Source organism: Streptomyces sp. NPDC042259 (assembly GCF_055582085.1).
This window is the reverse complement of sequence record NZ_JBVJDW010000008.1, coordinates 259,586-278,112: the sequence shown is the minus strand read 5'-3', so window position 1 is coordinate 278,112 and position 18,527 is coordinate 259,586. Positions and strand designations below refer to the sequence as shown.

The 18,527-nt window shown below is 74.1% G+C and carries 5 protein-coding genes; all 5 read left to right on the top strand.

The window, feature by feature from the left end; translation table 11 throughout:
* The first annotated feature begins 157 nt into the window (after positions 1 to 157).
* The 5 genes from ACZ6MA_RS22650 (at position 158) to ACZ6MA_RS22630 (ending at position 18,502) form a co-directional block, all read left to right on the top strand.
* Positions 158 to 1,105, top strand: a complete 948-nt coding sequence (locus tag ACZ6MA_RS22650) for an ATP-grasp domain-containing protein (protein WP_469435726.1) — start codon at positions 158 to 160, stop codon at positions 1,103 to 1,105.
* The gene (locus ACZ6MA_RS22645) at positions 1,102 to 1,965 is read left to right on the top strand and encodes an ATP-grasp domain-containing protein (protein ID WP_469435725.1); all 864 of its coding nucleotides are present in this window, start codon (positions 1,102 to 1,104) and stop codon (positions 1,963 to 1,965) included. Before ACZ6MA_RS22650 ends, ACZ6MA_RS22645 begins: the two co-directional genes overlap by 4 nt.
* Positions 1,966 to 2,269: 304 nt before the next feature.
* Positions 2,270 to 6,808, top strand: coding sequence for an acyltransferase domain-containing protein (locus ACZ6MA_RS22640; RefSeq protein WP_469435724.1), 4,539 nt, complete (start codon positions 2,270 to 2,272; stop codon positions 6,806 to 6,808).
* A gap of 1 nt (position 6,809) precedes the next feature.
* Positions 6,810 to 10,163 (top strand): type I polyketide synthase, encoded by a 3,354-nt coding sequence (locus tag ACZ6MA_RS22635; protein WP_469435723.1) that lies wholly within the window; start codon positions 6,810 to 6,812, stop codon positions 10,161 to 10,163.
* Positions 10,160 to 18,502 (top strand): hybrid non-ribosomal peptide synthetase/type I polyketide synthase, encoded by an 8,343-nt coding sequence (locus tag ACZ6MA_RS22630; RefSeq protein ID WP_469435722.1) that lies wholly within the window; start codon positions 10,160 to 10,162, stop codon positions 18,500 to 18,502. Before ACZ6MA_RS22635 ends, ACZ6MA_RS22630 begins: the two co-directional genes overlap by 4 nt.
* Positions 18,503 to 18,527: the final 25 nt, after the last annotated feature.

Here is an 18,527-nt window from a genome sequence, read left to right as displayed (position 1 = left end):
CCTGTGGGGGTGCCGAGGCCGGTGCGAGAGGGCCCGGTGGGCGGCCCGGCGAAATACCGACAGCCCGGAAGCCGCCGTCCGTACGCCCATGACATCCTGAGCCGTCACAGTTCCGCCGGAACGAATCGGTGGACGCCCGGGATTCGAGGATGCACCAATGAGACTCTGCTTCCTGGTGGAGGAGCAGTACCGGCACGACGGCATGCCGGTGGACGTGATCCGCCAACTGACCGCGTGGGGTCACCGGGTGGACGTGGTGCGGCCCGGCGGCTCCCTGATGAGGCTCTCCGAGACCGTGCGGGCGGGCGACCACGACGCCTGGGTCCTCAAGACGGTGTCCGGCGGCCCGGGGCTGACCCTGCTGGAAGCCGCCGCCCACATCGGGCTGGCCACGGTGAACGACGCCCGGGCGATCCGCGGGGTGCGGGACAAGGCGATGGCCGCCGTCATCGCCGAACGCCACGGCCTGCCCGTCCCGGTGACCTACGCGGCCGCCCGGCCGGAGGAGTTCGCGGCGATACCCGCGGCCGCGTACCCGCTGGTGGTCAAGCCCGCCGACGGCAGCTCGGGCCGGGCGGTCCGGCTGGTGCCGACCCCGGCGGACCTGGTGGCCCCCGGCCGGGAGAGTGCCGGCGAGGGCATGCTGATAGCCCAGCCGTATGTGCCCAACACGGGCGTGGACCTCAAGGTGTACTGCGTCGACGGCGAGTTCTTCGCGACCGAGCGCCGCTCCCCGCTGCACCCCGACCGGCCGGCCCGTGAGCGCCGGGTGCCGCTGACCGCCGAGGTGGCGGCGATCGCCGCCGAGGTCGGGGCCGCCTTCGGCCTCTCCCTGTACGGGCTGGACATCGTCCTCGGCCCGGAGGGCCCGGTGGTCGTGGACGTCAATGACTTCCCGAGCTTCCGTCAGGTGCCGGACGCGGTGGCCCGGGTGGCGTGGGCCATCCTGCGGCTGGCCGGCGCCGGTGGGCAGGGGTCCGGGGAGGCCCTCGGCCCGTACGCCTCTTCGTACGCTTCCTCCCCTTACGGGCCGTCCGTCCCGGGCCTCCCCGCCGCTCCGGCCGCGTCGGCGCCGGCCTCCGCCCCGGCCGGTGGCACCGCGTGAAGATCTGTCTGCTGACGCCCGCTCCGGATCACCCGCTGCTGGCCGCGACCACCGCGCTCCTGACGCCCCGCCACCGGGTCGAGACCTGGGACCCCGGCGCGGACGGAGTCCCGTCCGCCCGGCCGGCCGGACCGCCCGCGCTCGCGGACGTCTACTTGATGAAGACACGCACACCCCGGGCCCTGGCCCTCGCCCGCGGTCTGGAGGCGAACGGGGCCCCCGTCCTGAACTCGGCGGCGGCGACCGAGCTGTGCCAGGACCGCACGGCCATGGCGGACCTGGCCCTGGGTGCGGGGCTGCCCTTCGTCCCCACCCGCACCGTGTCCTTTCTCGGGGAGCTGGCCGGGGCGGACGGCTGCCCGGACGCCCCCGTGGTGATCAAGAGCCGGCGCAGCCGGCGCCACGATCTGGTGGCCCGGGTCGACGACGCCGCGGGGCTGCGGTCGCTGGCCGCCGAGTGGTACGACGAGCCGGTGGTCATCCAGCGGTTCACCCCGAACGACGGCTGGGACCACAAGCTCTGGGTGATCGGGGACGAGGTGTTCGCCGAACTCCGCCGGTCGGAACTGGCCGCGCCCGTCGCCGCCCGCACCCGCCCGCTGCCGGTCCGCGACCTGCCCGCCGACTGGCTCGACGTGGTGCGGCGCGTCGGCGAGGTCTTCGCGCTGGACGTCTACGGCGTCGACCTCCTCGATGTGGCGGGAGCGCCGCTGATCGTCGACATCAACGCCTTTCCCGGCATCCGGGGGCAGGCCGGCGCGCCCGAGGCGCTGGCGGATCTGGCGCTGCGCACGGCGGCCGGCCGGCACCGCCCCCGCACCCTCGCCGTCACCGACACGGGAAGCCGCGTCGGCCCGTAGCCGCCGCATCCCGCTCCCGGATCCCGCCGTGGTCGGCGGGCCGGCCGTGGCCCTCGTCGTCGCGGGGGTAAGCGGGGGCAACCGGAATCGATGGCGCTGATTCGTATTCGGCACCTCCGGATGTGAAGTCGTCCCAGACGGAAGTACTCCGTATTTCCGGCTCCCTTTCCCAAGGGATGGCTTTGCCGCTGCTTTACTTTATTTACATGGCCTTCATGTTAGGTTGCCTGCGTCGGCGGAGTTGGTGTGCGCCGAAGTGCACGCATGGGGGATGCGAAATGATCATGATTCCGGTTCGGTGCCCGTGAGTGGCGCCACGGAGAGCGACTGTCGAGATATACGCTCGGTCGCAGGATTATGTGCTTGGTTACGCGAGGAATTATCCGTCCTGCTCGAATGCCCCGTCGAGGGCATTCGCGATCATGAGACGTTCGCGCGCTACGGCGTCGACTCGCTGCGGGCCACCGCGCTGGCCTCGAAACTCTCCGACGCCCTGGGCAGGAGCGTGCCGGTGGCGCTGCTGTGGGCCTACCCGTCCCTCGCCGCACTCGCGGCCCATCTCGTCGGGTCGCCCGCCGGGGGAGCGGGCGGCCGGCGCCGCGGCCCCGGGGGCCCCGGCGGCGGGCCGGGGGCCGTCGGGCACGAACCCATCGCGGTTGTCGGAATGGCCTGCCGGTTCCCGCTGGCCGACAGTCCGGCGGAATTCTGGGACCTCCTGCTTTCCGGCACGGACGCGGTGGCGGGCGTACCGCCCGGCCGCTGGAGCCCCGCCGATTTCGTGGCCGCGGATCCGTTGGCGCCCGCGAAAATGATGACCGATCGTGCGGGATACCTCCGGGGCCGCCTCGATGAATTCGACCCGCTTTTCTTCGGGATATCACCGCGCGAGGCCGCGGAAATGGATCCGCAGCAGCGTCTCTTCCTGGAAGTCGCCTGGGAAGCCCTCGAAGACGCGGGTATGGCACAGGAATCCCTGGCGGGCAGCCGTACCGGGGTGTTCGCCGGAGTGATCTGGCACGACTACGCCGATCTCGCCGCACCGGCGCTGCACGGCATCGTGTCCCACTCCGCCACCGGCCGCGCGCTCAACATGGTGGCGAATCGTCTCTCCTATGTGCTGGGCCTGCGCGGCCCCAGCGTCGCCGTCGACACCGCCTGCTCCGCCTCGCTCTACGCACTGCACCTCGCCTGCCAGAGCCTGTGGCTCGGCGAGTCGTCCGCGGCCCTGGCGGGCGGGGTGAACCTCCTGATCAGCCCGGGTACCAGTGTGGCGCTCAGCAAGTTCGGCGGGCTGTCCCCGGACGGCCGCTGCAAGTCCTTCGACGCCCGCGCCGACGGCTACGGCCGGGGCGAGGGATGCGGGGTCGTGGTCCTCAAGAGACTCTCCCGCGCGCTGGCCGACGGTGACGCCATCTGGTGCCTCGTCCCGGGCAGCGCGGCGAACAACGACGGCCTCAGCAATGGACTCACGGCTCCCAATCCCCTCGCCCAGGAGGAAGTGCTCCGGGACGCCTATCAGCGGGCCGGCGTGCGCCCCGGCGACGTGCAATTCATCGAAACCCACGGCACGGGCACCGCGCTCGGCGACCCGATCGAGGCCGCCGCGCTGAGCGCCGTACTGTCCGAAGGGCGGCCAGCGGACGCACCGTTGATTCTCGGGGCCGTGAAGACCAATATCGGCCATCTCGAAGGCGCCGCGGGGATCGCGGGATTCATCAAGACCGCGCTCGCCCTGCGCCACCGCCGCATTCCACGGAACCTGCATTTCGAACGGCCCAACCCGCACATCGACTTCGAGGGCCTGGGGCTGCGCGTGCCGGGCGACGCGGAGCCGTGGCCCGAGGGCCGCGCCCCGCTCGCGGGCGTCAGCTCCTTCGGCTGGGGCGGCACCAACGTCCACGTGGTCATGGAAGGCTGGCGGGAACCCGCGCCGATGCCCGCGACCGCGACCGGCCGGCCGCGGGACGCGGCGGCGGCCGCGTCGCCGCCCCGGACGGTCTTCGTCTGCTCTCCCCACGGCCAGCAGTGGGCCGGCATGGGCCGGCGGCTCTTCCGCACCGAACCCGTCTTCCGTGACGCCGTGGAGCGCTGCGACGCCGCGCTCCTGCCCCACACGGGCTGGTCGGTCGTCGACGTCCTCTTCCCCGGCGGAGGGGTGGGCCCCGACCGTACCGGGGACGAGGGCCCCACGGATTCCCTGGGCGGCTACGACGCGAGTGCCCGTACCGGTGCCACGGACCGCCTCGACCGGGTCGAGGTGGCCCAGCCCGTGCTGTTCGCCGTCCAGCTCGGCATCGCCGCCTGGCTCGAGGCCGCGGGAGTGCGCCCCGCCGCCGTGGTCGGCACCTGCTTCTCCGAGATCACCGCGGCCGTGATCGCCGGGATCCTCGACCTCGCCGACGGCGCGCGGCTCGTCCACCACTACAGCGCCGCCCAACGCCGGGTCGCGGGCCGGGGCGATGCGATGGCCGTCGTCGAACTGCCCGCCGAGGACCTCGCGGAGTACGCGGGGGCCCACGGGCTGAGCGTCGCCGGTCTGTACGGACCACGCTCGACCGCCCTCGCCGGCCCCGACGACGCCCTGCGCACCGCGCTGGCCGCGTGGAAGTCCCAGGGCGTCCTGTGCGGCATGGTGCGCATCGACGCGGCCGTGCACAGCCCGGCCATGGACCCCGTCCTCGCCGAACTGGAGAGCGGCACGGCGGGCATCACCCCGCGCCCCGGCAGGATTCCCCTGGTCTCCGCCGTCACCGGCGCGCCCGTCGAGTGGCGCGAGATCGGCCCCGGCTACTTCGCCCGCGGCCTGCGGCAGCCGGTACGGCTCACGGACGCCGTGGCACACCTCGCCGCCACGGGCCACGGCCCGTTCGTCGAGATCAGCGCCCACCCCGTCCTGCTGCACGCCCTGCGGCAGCACGTCACGGCCATCGGCACGATGCGCCGGGGGAACGACGACCGCGAGGGCCTCGACGACGCGCTGCGGGAACTGGCACGGGCGGGCGTGCCCGTGATGTCGCAGGACGCCACCGGGCGGCGCCCCGAGCTGTTCACGCTCTCCGCCGCGACACCGGAGGCACTGCGCGAACTGGCCCGCCGCACGGCCGCCCCGCCCGCCCCGGCCGCGCTGCGCGACCTCGCGCACACGGCCGCCCGCCGCACCCGGCACCCCTGGCGCCTCGCGGTCGTCGCCCACGACACCGACGAACTCACCACGGCGCTGAGCGCCTTCGCCGACGGCGAGGAGCCCGCCGCACTGCACGCCTCGCCCGCAGCCGTCGTCGACCCGCCCAAGGTGGCCTTCGTCTTCCCCGGCCAGGGCTCGCAGTGGCTCGGCATGGGCCGCGAACTCGCCGCCACCGAGGCTAAGTTCCACGCCGCCCTGCGGGAGTGCGACGAAGCCGTCGGCGCGTACGCCGGATGGTCCGTCCTGGAGGAACTCGCCGCCGACGAGCACACCTCGCGGCTGGCCCGCATCGACGTGGTGCAGCCGATGCTCTTCTCCGTCGAGGTCGCGCTCGCCGCGCTCTGGCGCTCCTGGGGCGTCGAGCCCGACGCCGTCATCGGGCACAGCATGGGCGAGATCGCGGCGGCCCACGTCGCCGGGGCGCTCGGCCTGGAGGACGCCGTACGGATCATCTGCGGCCGCAGCGCCCTGCTGCGCGGGGTCAGCGGGCAGGGCGCGATGCTCGCCGCCGAACTCACCATGGCGGAGGCGCTCCGCGCCATCGAGGGGCACGAGGACCTGGTCGCCGTCGCGGTGCACAACAGCCCGCGCTCCACGGTCCTGTCCGGCGACCGGCGAGCCCTCGAGGAGATCGACCGCGACCTCGGCCGCGCCGACGTCTTCCGGCGGTGGGTGAAGGTCGACGTGGCCTCGCACAGCCCCCAGATGGACCCGCTGCGCGAGGACCTCCTCACCACCCTCCGCGGCCTGGCACCGCGCCCCGGCACGGTGCCGCTCTACTCGACCGTCACCGGCGAGGTCGTCTCCGGCGAGCGCCTCGACGCGCACTACTGGGTGCGCAACCTGCGCGATCCGGTGCTCTTCTCGGACCAGATCGGGCGGCTGCTGCGCGACGACGTGGGCGCTTTCGTGGAGATGAGCCCCCACCCCATCCTCGTGCCGACCGTCGGCCAGTCCATCGCGCACGCCGGCGACGGCGGCCGGCCGGGCCGGGCCCAGGCCCTGCCCTCGCTCCGCCGCCACGAGGGGGAACGGGCCGTGCTGCTGGAGTCGCTGGGAAGGCTCCACGTCCTGGGCTGCCGCGCCGACCCGCGCCGGGCCAACAGCCCGGGGCGGCACGGCGCCCCGCTGCCCGCCTACCCCTGGCAGCGCGACCGCCACTGGCCGGACCACCTCACCTTCGGGGCACCCGCCGTACCGGCCCCGCCCGCCGGCGGACCCGGGCCGGAGGAGGGCCCCACGGCCGCCGCCCCGGCGGCGGCCGGCGGACCGGTGCCCTCGACGGAGACCGCCGAGGACCGGGTGCGCCGGCACGTGGCCCGGGTGGCGAAGATCCGGGCGGCCCGGATCGACACGGCCGTGCCCCTGCGCTCGTACGGCATCGACTCCGTCATGTCCCTCGAACTGCGCAACCGGCTCGAAGGCGAATTCGGGGTGAGCCTGTCCGCCACGGTCATCTGGAACCACCCCACCGTCGCCGGACTCGCGGACCACCTCGCCGAACTGACCGGGACACCCGCACCGGCGACACCCGCCGCCACCGAGGACGCGGCCCCCCGGGGCCGTACGCCCGACGGCGCGGGATCCGAGGACCCGAGCCCCGAGGAACTCCTCGACCGTGAACTCGCCGAACTCAACGCACGCTTGGAGACCCTCTGAGATGAGTACATTCCGCGAGCCGGGCGCGGGGGCGCCCGACCCGCGCCTGACCAAGGCGCTCACGGCAATCAAGGACCTGCGGGCGAAGGTCGACGCGCTGGAGGACGCCCGGCGCGCACCGCTGGCCGTCGTCGGCATCGGCTGCCGGCTCCCCGGCGGTGTCACCTCCGCTGCCTCCTTCTGGCACCTGCTCGAGAACGGCGTCGACGGGATCGGCGAAGTCCCCGCCTCCCGCTGGGACGTGGACGCCTTCTACGACCCCGACCCCGAGGTGCCCGGCCGGACGGCCGTGCGCTACGGCGGCTTCATCGACGACGTCGACGCCTTCGACCCGTACTTCTTCGGGATCTCGCCCCGCGAGGCGGAGCGCATGGACCCACAGCAGCGGCTCTTCCTCGAAGTGGCCTGGGAGGCCCTGGAGGACGCGGGACTGACCAAGAAGCGCCTGAGCGGCAGCGGCACCGGGGTGTTCGTGGGCACCAACTGCTCCGACTACCTCCAGATGCAGCTCGCCGACCCGGCCGACATCGACACCTACACCGTCCTCGGCGGCCTCGCCTTCGCCATCCCCAACCGGCTCTCCTACCTGCTGGACCTGCGCGGCCCGAGCATGGCCATCGACACCGCCTGCTCCTCCTCGCTCGTCGCCGTGCACACCGCGGCCACGAGCCTGCGCACCGGGGAGTGCGACACCGCGATCGTCGGCGGGATGAACCTGATCCTCTCGCCGCACGCCATGGTGGCCCACACCAAGGGCCTGCCCATCGCCGCCGACGGCCGGTGCAAGACCTTCGACGCGCGCGCCGACGGCTACGTCCGCGGCGAGGGCGTCTGCGCGGTCGTCCTCAAACGGCTCCCCGACGCGGTGGCCGCCGGGGACCGCGTCTGGGCCGTCATCCGCGGTACGGCGGTCAACCAGGACGGGCTGACCAACGGCCTCGCCGCGCCCAACGGCCGGGCCCAGCGCGACGTCATCGAGCGGGCCCTCGCCAACGCCCGGCTCGACCCCGCGCGGATCACCCTGCTCGAAGCGCACGGCACCGGCACCGCCCTCGGCGATCCCATCGAGGTCGAGGCCCTGGACTCGGTGTACGGGCGCCCGGAAGGGGGCGGGGAGGGCGGGGACGACGGCGACATGTGCGCGCTCGGCTCGGTCAAGACGAACGTGGGCCACGTCGAGGCGGGCGCCGGCATCGTCGGGCTGATCAAGACGGCGCTGTCCATCCACCACCGCCGCATCGTGCCCAACCTGCACTTCGACACCATCAACCCGCACCTCAGCCTCGACGACAGCCGCCTCTACGTCCCCACCGCGCCCCACGACTGGGACGTACCCGACGAGCGACGTCACGGCGCGGTGAGTTCCTTCGGGGCGGGCGGCACCAACGCCCACGTCATCCTCGGCCCCGCGCCCGCCGCGCGGCCCGTGCCCGCGGACACGGCCGGCCCCGGATCCTGGCTGATCACCGTCTCGGCCCCCACGCGCCGCGCCCTCGCCCCCATGGCGGCGGCCTACCGCGACTTCCTCCGCTCGGAGGCCGGCCGCGCCCTGCCCCTGCGGGACATCGCCTGGTCGGCGGCGCACCGCAGGACCCACCACGAACACCGCTGCGCCGTGGTCGCCGACACCCACGAGGAGGCGGCGGAACGGCTCACCCAGTGGCTCGCGGCCCGGGGCGGGGCGGGCACCGGCGGCACCGGCGTCGTGACCGGCTCCGCCACCGCCGTCGACCGCGGCGTGGTCTTCGTCTTCCCCGGCCAGGGCTCCCCGGCCACGGGGAGCGAGCTGATGGACACCTGCCCCGTCTTCCGCGACACCGTCACCGAGGTCGACGAGGCCGTGCGGCGGTGGACCGGCCGGTCCGTCGTGCCGGAGATCCACCGCGCCGGCGACGCGCCGGAGAACCGGACGGGGCCGGGGGACCTCGGCCAGGCCGCCCTGTTCGCCACCGCCGTGGGCCTCGCGGCCCGCTGGCGCTCCCTGGGCGTCGAACCCGACGCCGTCGCCGGCCACAGCATGGGCGAGGTCGCGGCGGCCTACGTCGCCGGGGCGCTGAGCCTGGACGACGCCACGCGCGTCGTCTGCCGGCGCGCCGCCCTGCTGGGCCGGGTCGCCGGCCGGGGCGCCATGCTGGCCGCCGCCCTGCCCCGCGCCGAGGCCGAGGCCCTGCTGGCCGGGCGCCACGAGCGGGTGTCGGTGGCGGTCTGCAACAGCGCGGTCTCGACGATGTTCTCGGGCGACCCCGGCACGCTGGAGGAGATCGCCCACGAACTGCGCGGGCGCGACGTCCTGTGCCGCCCGGTCGAGACGGACCTCGCCTGGCACAGCCCGCAGCTGGACCCGCTGTGCGCCGACCTGCTCGCCGGGCTGTCCGGCATCACCCCGAGGACGGCGAAGATCCCCGTCCTGTCGGGCGTGAGCGGTGAACTCTGCGACGGCACGGGCTTCGACGCCGCGTACTGGGCACGCCAGCTGCGCGCGCCCGTGCTGTTCGGGGACGGTATCGGCACGCTGCTGGCCCAGGGCCACGGCGTCTTCGTCGAGATGAGCCCGCGCCCCGTACTGCTGTCCGCTATCGAGCAGGTCCTCGAACCGGCCGGGAAGGAAGGGCTGCTGCTGCCCTTCCCCCGGGGTGACGCGGGGGAGCGCCGGGCCCTGGCCGAGGCGCTGGGGGCGCTGCACGCCCACGGCTTCGCCGTACCCGCCGATGTGGCGTTCCCGGCCGAGGGCAACGCGGTCGCGCTGCCGTCCTACGCCTGGCAGCGGGAGCGGTTCTGGTTCCGGAGCGCGCCCCGGCCCCAGAGGCCGGCTGCCGTGCCTCCTGTGTCTGCCGTGCCTGCCGTGTCTTCCGTGTCTTCCGTGTCTTCTGTGCCGGTCACGACCGCCGCGCCGGACACAGCGGCCCCGGCTCCCACCGGACCGAAGGCACCGGCCACCGCGCACGGCCGGGACGAGGTCTTCGCCGCCGTGCTCGACGCGGTCGGCGACCTCCTCCACATCGACCGCGAACGGGTCGACCCCGACAGCGGCTTCTTCCAGATGGGAATGGACTCCCTGCTCGCCACCCAGGTCCGCCGGCGGATCGAAGCACGCCTCGGACGCAAGCTGCCCGCGACGGTCATGTTCGAACACCCCACCGTCAACGGCCTCACCGACCACCTGGCCGCAGCGGCCGGCACCGCCGCCCCGGACGCCCCACGACCCGGGCCGGTGATGACGCCCGGGGAACCGGCGGCGCGGCGGCACCCGGTCCAACGGCGGCCCTACGCCGAGGAATCCGTCGAAGGACTCTCCGAGGAGCAACTCCTCGCGATCCTGGCCGACGAAATACGCGCGACGGGGAGCACACGATGACCACGATCACCGAGCCCGGTGACCTCACCGGCGCCAACGGCCGGCCCGACGGCCGCGAGACCGAACGCAACGCCCTGCTCGTCCAGAGCATCCAGGAGATCCGCCGGCTCCGCGCCGAGGTGACCGCGCGGGCCCGGGCCGCGACGGAACCCATCGCGATCGTCGGCATGGCCTGCCGGATGCCCGGCGGCGCCGACGGGCCCGAGGCCTTCTGGGAGTTCCTGCGCGACGGCGGGGACGGGATCCGTGAGATCCCCGACTCCCGCTGGGACACCGGACGCTTCCACGACCCGGACCCGCGCGCCCCGGGCAGGACCTACACCCGGCGGGCGGGCCTGCTGGCCGACGTGGACCGCTTCGACGCGTCCTTCTTCGGCATCGCCCCGCGCGAGGCCGCCACCCTCGACCCCCAGCAGCGCCTGCTCCTGGAGACCGGCTGGGAGGCGCTGGAACACGCGGGCCGGCGCCCCGACGGCCTCGCGGGCAGCGCCACCGGGGTCTTCCTCGGCATCACCAACAACGACTACGGCCAGCAGCAGCTGTACCGGGTGGCCCCCGAGCGGCTGGAGGCCCACGCCCTCACCACCAACGCCTCGACGTTCGCCGCGGGCCGGCTGTCGTACTGGCTCGGCCTCAACGGCCCCAGCCTCTCCGTCGACACCGCCTGTTCCTCCTCGCTCGTCGCGGTCCACCTGGCCGTGCAGAGCCTGCGCTCCGGCGAGTCCTCGACCGCCCTGGCCGGCGGGGTCAACGTCCTGCTCTCCCCGGAGTGGTTCGTCGTGCTGTCCAAGGCCCGCATGCTGGCCCCCGACGGCCGGTGCAAGACCTTCGACGCCGCCGCCGACGGCTATGTGCGCGGCGAGGGCTGCGGCATGGTCGTCCTGAAGCGGCTGTCCGACGCGGAGGCCGCCGGTGACCGCGTCTGGGCGGTGATCCGAGGCTCGGCGGTGAACCAGGACGGCCGCAGCAGCGGTGTCACGGTGCCCAACTCCACTGCCCAGCGGGACGTCATCCGGCAGGCGATGAGCGTCGCCGGGGTGCCCGCCCGCCGGATCGGCTACGTCGAGGCGCACGGTACGGGCACCCCGCTCGGCGACCCCATCGAGCTGCGGGCCCTGCGCGCCGCGCTCGGCGCGCCCGAGGGCCCCGAACCGCTCCTGGTCGGGTCGGTGAAGACCAACGTCGGCCACCTGGAGCCGGCCGCCGGGGTCGCGGGCCTCATCAAGCTCGTCATGTCCCTGCACCACCGGCAGATCCCGCCGCATCTGCACCTGCACGAGGTCAACCCCGAGATCCCGCTCGACGAACTCGGCCTGCGCGTGCCCACGGCCCTCACCCCGTGGCCCGCGCCGGACGACGGTGGTCCCCGGGCGGGATCGGTCAGCTCCTTCGGAGCCAGCGGCACCAACGCGCACCTCGTGCTGGAGGAGGCCCCGGCCCGCACCGCCGTACCCGCCGGGGCGGACGACGGCCGAGCGGACCGCACCACCCATGTGCTCACGCTCTCGGCGAAGAGCCCCGCCGCGCTGACGGCCCTCGCGGAGCGCTACCGCGACCGGCTGGACGCCCTGGAGGACACCGGCCCGGACGGCGCCGCCGACCTCTGCTTCACCGCCAACACCGCGCGGGCCCACTTCGCGCACCGCCTCGCCGTCACCGGTACCACCGCCGCCGAGCTGCGCGAACGGCTCGCGGACGACGGTGCCCGGGGCGCGGCGCGGCGGGGGTACGTGCCCGTCGGCAGCCGCACCCGGCCGGTGTTCCTCTTCACCGGCCAGGGCGCCCAGTACCCGGGCATGGGCCGTGAACTCGACACCACCGAACCGGCCTTCCGGGCCGCCTTGGACCGCTGTGACGAGGTGCTGCGGCCCCTGCTCGGCCGCCCGTTGCGCGAGGTGCTCCATCCGCGCCCGGAGGACGTTGGGCTCGTCCACGAGACCCGGTTCACCCAGCCCGCGCTGTTCGCGGTGGAGTTCGCGCTCGCCGAGCTGTGGCGCACCTGGGGGGTGACGCCGGCGGCCGTGCTCGGGCACAGCGTCGGCGAGCTGGTCGCGGCCACCGTCGCGGGCGTGCTGACCCACGAGGACGGGCTGCGGCTGGCCGCGCGGCGCGGCCAACTGATGCAGGACCTCGGCGGGGAGGGCGCCATGGCCGCGGTCCTCGCGGGCGAGGAGCGGGTCCGTGAAGCGCTCGCGCCGTACGCGGCCGAGGTGTCCCTCGCCGCGGTGAACGGCCCGGACAGCGTCGTGGTCTCGGGGGCCTCCGCCGCGGTCGGCCGGCTGCGCGAGGCGCTCGCCGGTCAGGGCGTCCGCACCAAGGAGATCAAGGTCACCCGGGCCTTCCACTCCCCGCTCATGGACCCCGTCCTCGACGCGTTCGAGGCGGAGGCCGCGCGGATCGCGTATGGCCCGGCGCGGATCCCACTGATCTCCAACCTCACCGGCGAAGCCCTGACCGGCGAGGGTGTCTACGACGCCGCCTATCTGCGCGCCCACATCCGCCGGCCGGTGGACTTCCACGCGGGCATGCGGACCCTGTACGCGGCCGGCCACCGGGTCTTCCTGGAGGTGGGCCCGAGCCCGACCCTGCTGGGCATGGCCGACTGTTTCGCACCGGAGGGACCCGAGGAGCCGCAGGGGGGCGGGTACCTCTTCCTGCCCTCGCTGCGCCCCCGCCATGACGACGGGCGGGTGCTGGCCGACAGCTTGGCCGCGCTGTACACGGCCGGGGCGGCCGTGGACTGGGAGGCCTTCGACAGCGGACGCGGCCGTCGGCGCGTCACCGCACCCCTGTACCCCTTCCAGCGCACCCGCCACTGGTCCGCACCGAGCCCGCCCGCTGCCGCGCCCGCGCCGACACCCCTCGCCCCGCCCCTCGGCACTCCCCTCGACCGGCCAGCCGACCAGGCCGGGAGTGACGCCGCCCGGACGCTCCTGGGACGCCGGGTGCCGTCGCCGCTCGACGTCGTCCAGTACGAGTCCCGGCTGAGCCCCCTCACCCACCGCTGCCTCGGTGACTGTGTCGTCGACGGCCTGCCCGTCGTCAACATCGGCGTCTACCTGGAAGCGGTCTTCGCGGCCGTGCACGACCTCAGCCACCCCGGCCCGGTGACGGTGCGGGACCTGCTCGTCCTGCAGAGCCTGGTCATCGACCAGGGGGAGACGCGCAACGCGCAACTCCTCGTCGAACCGGCCACCGACGGACGCCACCCCTTCGGCTACTACGCCGAACACCCCGGCGAGGAAGGCCCCCACTGGCTGCAGCACGCCCGTGGCACGGCCGCCCCCGGCCCCGACACCCCGCCCGGCGCCGTCGACACGGCCGCCATCCGCGCCCGCCTCGACGGTGTGACGTCCGGCGAGGACTTCTACCACCGCATGTGGCAGCGCCGTGTGTACCTGGGGACATCGGCCCAGTGGGTCCAGGAGGTACGGCACGCCCCCGGCGAGGCCCTCGCCCGGATGCGGGCGCCACGGCCCGAGGAGGCCGCGTCCTACCTGCTGCACCCCGGACTCACCGACGCCATGTTCCAGACCCTCTTCGCCTGCCCGCCCGAAGGGACCCCGCGCGACGCGGTGTTCATGCTCGTGGGAGTGGACCGGTTCGTGCTGCACGACTACGACCGGACCCGGCCGCTGCTGTGCCACGCGACGCTCCTGCCGCCTACGGACCCCACGGCCCCCGTCTCCACGATCGCCGCGACCGTCCGGCTGCTGACCGAGGACGGCCACCCGGTGGCCGAGGCCGAGGGCGTCTACCTCAAGCGGGCCGAACGCGCACGGCTGCTGCCCGCGGCCCAGGGCCGCCCCGCCGTGCCCGAGACCCGCGGCGCACCCGTGGCGGCGACACCCGCCCCGGCCGCCCGTACCACCGGCCAAGGCCCCGCCGCCGGGCCCGCCGAACCGGTACGGGACGTGCTCGCCCGCATCATCGGCCGGGCACTCGGCGCCGACCCGGCCGACCTCGACCCGCACGAGCCGCTGCCCAACCTCGGCCTCGACTCGCTCATGGCCCTGGAGGTCAAGGACGCGCTTTCCAAGGAACTCGGCATCTCCCTGCCCCTGGTCGCCTTCCTCGAAGGGCGCAGCATCACCCAACTCGGCGACGAGGCACGCGCCCTGCGCGGTGAGGAGGAGGACCCTGACCCGGACGCCGCCCGGGACCGGGCCACCGGGACGGGAACCGCGGCGGCCGCCACCCCGATCGCCGCGACGGGATCGGGGCCGGGGGCGGGGTCCGCGCTCCCCGTCCTGCTCCGCGACGAGGCCGGCCGGTACGAGCCCTTCGGGCTCACCGACCTCCAGCAGGCCTACCTGGTGGGCCGGACCAGTGCCTTCGAACTCGGGGCCGTCTCCACCTACTTCTTCCTCGAAGTCGACGTCGAGGCCGACGTGGACCGGCTCGCCGACGCCCTGCGGACCCTGATCGCACGGCACGACATGCTCCGCGCGGTGGTCAGCCCCGACGGCTACCAACGCGTCCTGGAGCACGTGCCGGACTACGAGCTGCGCACGCTCGACCTGCGCGACCGCACCCGGAGCGAGCGGGACGAGCGCCTCGCCGCCGTCCACGAGGAGATGCGGAACCAGGTTTTCGACACCTCCGTCTGGCCGCTCTTCGACATCCGGGCCACACGTCTGAACGAACGTGAAACCCGCTTGCACATCGGTCTCGACGCCCTCATCATCGACGCCTGGAGCACCTCCCTTCTCTTCGAGGAATGGGCGACCGTGTACCGCCAGGGGGCCGACGCGCTGGCTGAACTGTCCCTCACCTACCGGGACTACGTCCGCACGGCCCGGGCCGTCGAAGGCACGCCCCCGCACGCCGCGGCCGAGGCGTACTGGGAGGAGCGGCTGCCCACCCTGCCGCCCGCCCCGGAACTGCCCCTGGCCAAGAATCCGGCCACCGTCGAGCACCCCCGGTTCACCCACCGCTCCACCCGGCTCGACGCGGTGGCGTGGGCGGCCTTCAAGCGGCGCGCGACGGCCGCCGGCGTCACCCCGTCGGCGGCGCTGTGCACGGCGTACTCCCAAGTCCTCGCGGCCTGGAGCAAGTCGGACCGCTTCACCCTCAACGTCCTGTTCTTCAACCGGCTGCCGCTGCACCCCGACGTCGGCAAGGTCGTCGGCAACTTCAGCGCCACCACCCTGCTGGAGGTGGACGTCTCGGCCTCCGAAGGCTTCGCGGCCCGCGCCGGGCGGGTGCAGAAACAGCTGTGGACCGACCTCGAACACAGCCAGGTCTCCGGCGTCGAGGTGCTGCGCCGGCTGAACCGGCGGCGGGGCACGGCCGCCATGGCCACCATGCCGGTCGTCTTCGCGAGCATGGTGAACTTCGCCGCGGGCCAGGACTCCGCCGCCGCGACCGGCGTCGCCCAGCACCTCGTCGGACTCGGGGAGACGGGCCGGGAAGTCAGCAGCTCCATCCGCACCCCGCAGGTGTGGCTCGACCACCAGGTCGTGGAGGACGCGGGCGAACTGGTCGTCAACTGGGACGTCATCGAGGAGATCTTCCCACCGGGAATGATCGACGCGATGTTCGCCGCCTACGTCGCGACCCTGCGCGAACTGTGCGCGGACGACGAGCCGTGGCACCGGCCGGCCGCGGCCCTGGTGCCCGCCGCCGACCTCGACGTACGGGCCGGGGTCAACGCCACGGCCGGGCCGGTCCCCGACGGGCTGCTGCACGAGCCCTTCGTCGCCCGCGCGGCCCGCACCCCGGACGCCCCGGCGGTCCTCACGGCGGAACGGACCCTCACCTACGGGGAGCTGGACCGCCACGCCAACCGACTCGACCACGGGCTGCGCGCCCACGGGGTACGGCCCGGCGACCTCGTCGGCATCGTCATGGACAAGGGCTGGGAGCAGCTCGCCGCGGCCCTCGGCATCCTCAAATCGGGTGCGGCCTACGTCCCCATCGACGCGGCCGTACCCAAGGAACGCCTGCGGCGGCTGCTGGACATCGCCGGGATCTCCGTGGTCCTGACCCAGCCGTGGGTGGAAGTCGCCACGGACTGGCCGGCCGACACCGTACGGCTGACGGTCGACGAGACCCCCGATGCCGGTGCCCCGGACACCCCGCTGCCCGCCCCCGGTGTGACGCCCGGCGATCTGGCCTACGTCATCTTCACCTCGGGCTCGACCGGGCAGCCCAAGGGCGTGATGATCGAGCACGGTGCCGCGCTCAACACCGTCCGCGACGTCAACGACACCTACGGCATCACCGAGCAGGACCGGGTGCTCGCCCTGTCGGCACTCAACTTCGACCTGTCGGTCTACGACGTCTTCGGACTGCTGGCCGCGGGCGGCGCCGTCGTCCTGCCCGACCCCGGCGCCCATCGCGAACCCGCCCGCTGGGCGGAACTCATGGTCGCCCACGACGTCACCGTGTGGAACAGCGTCCCCACCCTGATGGAGATGTTCACCGAACACGCCCTCGCCGAGGACCTGGGCGAACTGCTCTCCCTGCGTGTGGTCATGATGAGCGGCGACTGGATCCCGGTCACCCTGCCCGACCGGATCCGCGCCCTCGTGCCCGACGCCGAGATCTGGAGCCTCGGCGGGGCCACGGAGGCCTCCATCTGGTCCATCCGCTACCGCGTCGAGGACGTCGACACGTCCTGGACGGCCATCCCGTACGGCAAGCCCATGCGCAACCAGCGCTTCCACGTCCTGGACGACGCCCTGCGGCCCTGCCCGGTCTGGGTGCCCGGACACCTCTACATCGCGGGCACCGGACTGGCCCGCGGCTATCTCGGCGACGAGACGAAGACCCGGGCGAGCTTCCCGCGCCACCCGGTGACCGGCGAGCGGCTCTACCGGACCGGTGACCTGGGCCGCTGGCTGCCCGACGGGAACATCGAGTTCCTGGGCCGCGAGGACTTCCAGGTCAAGGTCAACGGCTACCGCGTCGAGCTGGGCGAGGTGGAGGCCGCGCTGCTCCGGCGGCCCGAGGTGCGCGCGGCGGTCGCGGCCGCCGTGGGCGAGCGGCATGAGGCGAAGCGCCTCGTCGCCTACGTCGTCCTCGACGACGAGCGGGGCGAGGCCGGCACGGCCGCGACGACCGCCCTGGACCGGGCCCTGCGCGAGGAACTGCCCGACTACCTCGTGCCCCACCGCATCGTGGTCCTCGACCGCCTGCCGCTGAGTTCCAACGGCAAGGTCGACCGGGCGGCACTGCCCGCACCCGACGCGCTCACCCGCGCCACGGAAGGCGTCGTCGGGCCCCGGGACGCGATGGAGCGGGAACTGGCTGACATCTGGGGCGAGTTCTTCGACGAACGGCCGGTCGGCGTCACCGCGAGCTTCTTCGACCTCGGAGGCAACTCGCTGCTCGCCGTCCGTCTGATGGGCCGCATCCACGCCCGCACGGGCCGCTCCCTGCCCCTGTCGACGCTCTTCGCCCGGCCCACCATCGAACTGCTGGCCCAGGCCCTGCGCGAAACCGGCGGCGACGGCTCGCTCGACCGGCGCACGGCACTGGTGCCGATCCGGCCGGACGGCACGGCCGTACCGCTCGTCTTCGTCCACCCCGTGGGCGGTGACGTCCTGTGCTACTCCGCACTCGCCTCCCTGCTGGGCGAGGACCAGCCCTTCTACGGGCTCCAGGTCCCCGACCTCGACCAGCCCCCGAAGACCGTCCCCGAGATGGCCGCCCACTACGCGCGGGCCCTCACCGAACGGTTCCCCGACGGGCCGTACCGCATCGGCGGCTGGTCGATGGGCGGCGTGCTGGCCCTGGAGATGTCGGCCCTGCTCACCGAGGCGGGCAAGGACGTCGAACTGGTCGCCCTCATCGACCTCCTGGAGCCCCCGGGGCAGGCGGCCCCGGGCGGACGCGCCCCCGAGGACGTCGACGACGCGGCACTGCTGGCGTGGTTCGCCCGCGACCTCGCCGGACTGGCGGGACGGAGCTGGGAGCCCGACGCCGGGCTGTTCCGCACGCCCGACGGCGCGGCCTCGGTCGAGGCGCTGCACGATCATGCCCGCCGTGAGGGCGTCCTGCCCGACGACATCGCCCTGGACACCCTGGAACGGATCGTCGAACGCTTCACCCGCAACTCCCGCGCCCTGATGGAGCACCGCCCGCGCAACCACCCCGCCTTTACCGGCAAGGTCCTGCTGTGCCGGGCCAAGGACGGCGGCGCCACCCGGGAGACGACGGCGGCGTGGGCGGCCCTGCTTCCCGGCGACCACGAGATCACCGAGGTGCCGGGCGACCACTACACCGCGATGGCCCCGCCGCACCTCACCGCGCTCGCGGACGAGCTGCGCACCGCACTGGCCGCCGCCGGGCAGGGAGAGGGGGTGGTCGCCGGAGCGGACACCAGGCCCTGAACCGGCCGCATCCCACCTCGCGCCC

Excerpts from the sequence above, each read along its gene's own strand:
- ACZ6MA_RS22635 (WP_469435723.1), top strand. The coding sequence starts at position 6,810 with ATGAGTACATTCCGCGAGCCGGGCGCGGGGGCGCCCGACCCGCGCCTG.
- ACZ6MA_RS22650 (WP_469435726.1), top strand. The coding sequence starts at position 158 with ATGAGACTCTGCTTCCTGGTGGAGGAGCAGTACCGGCACGACGGCATG.
- ACZ6MA_RS22630 (WP_469435722.1), top strand. The coding sequence starts at position 10,160 with ATGACCACGATCACCGAGCCCGGTGACCTCACCGGCGCCAACGGCCGG.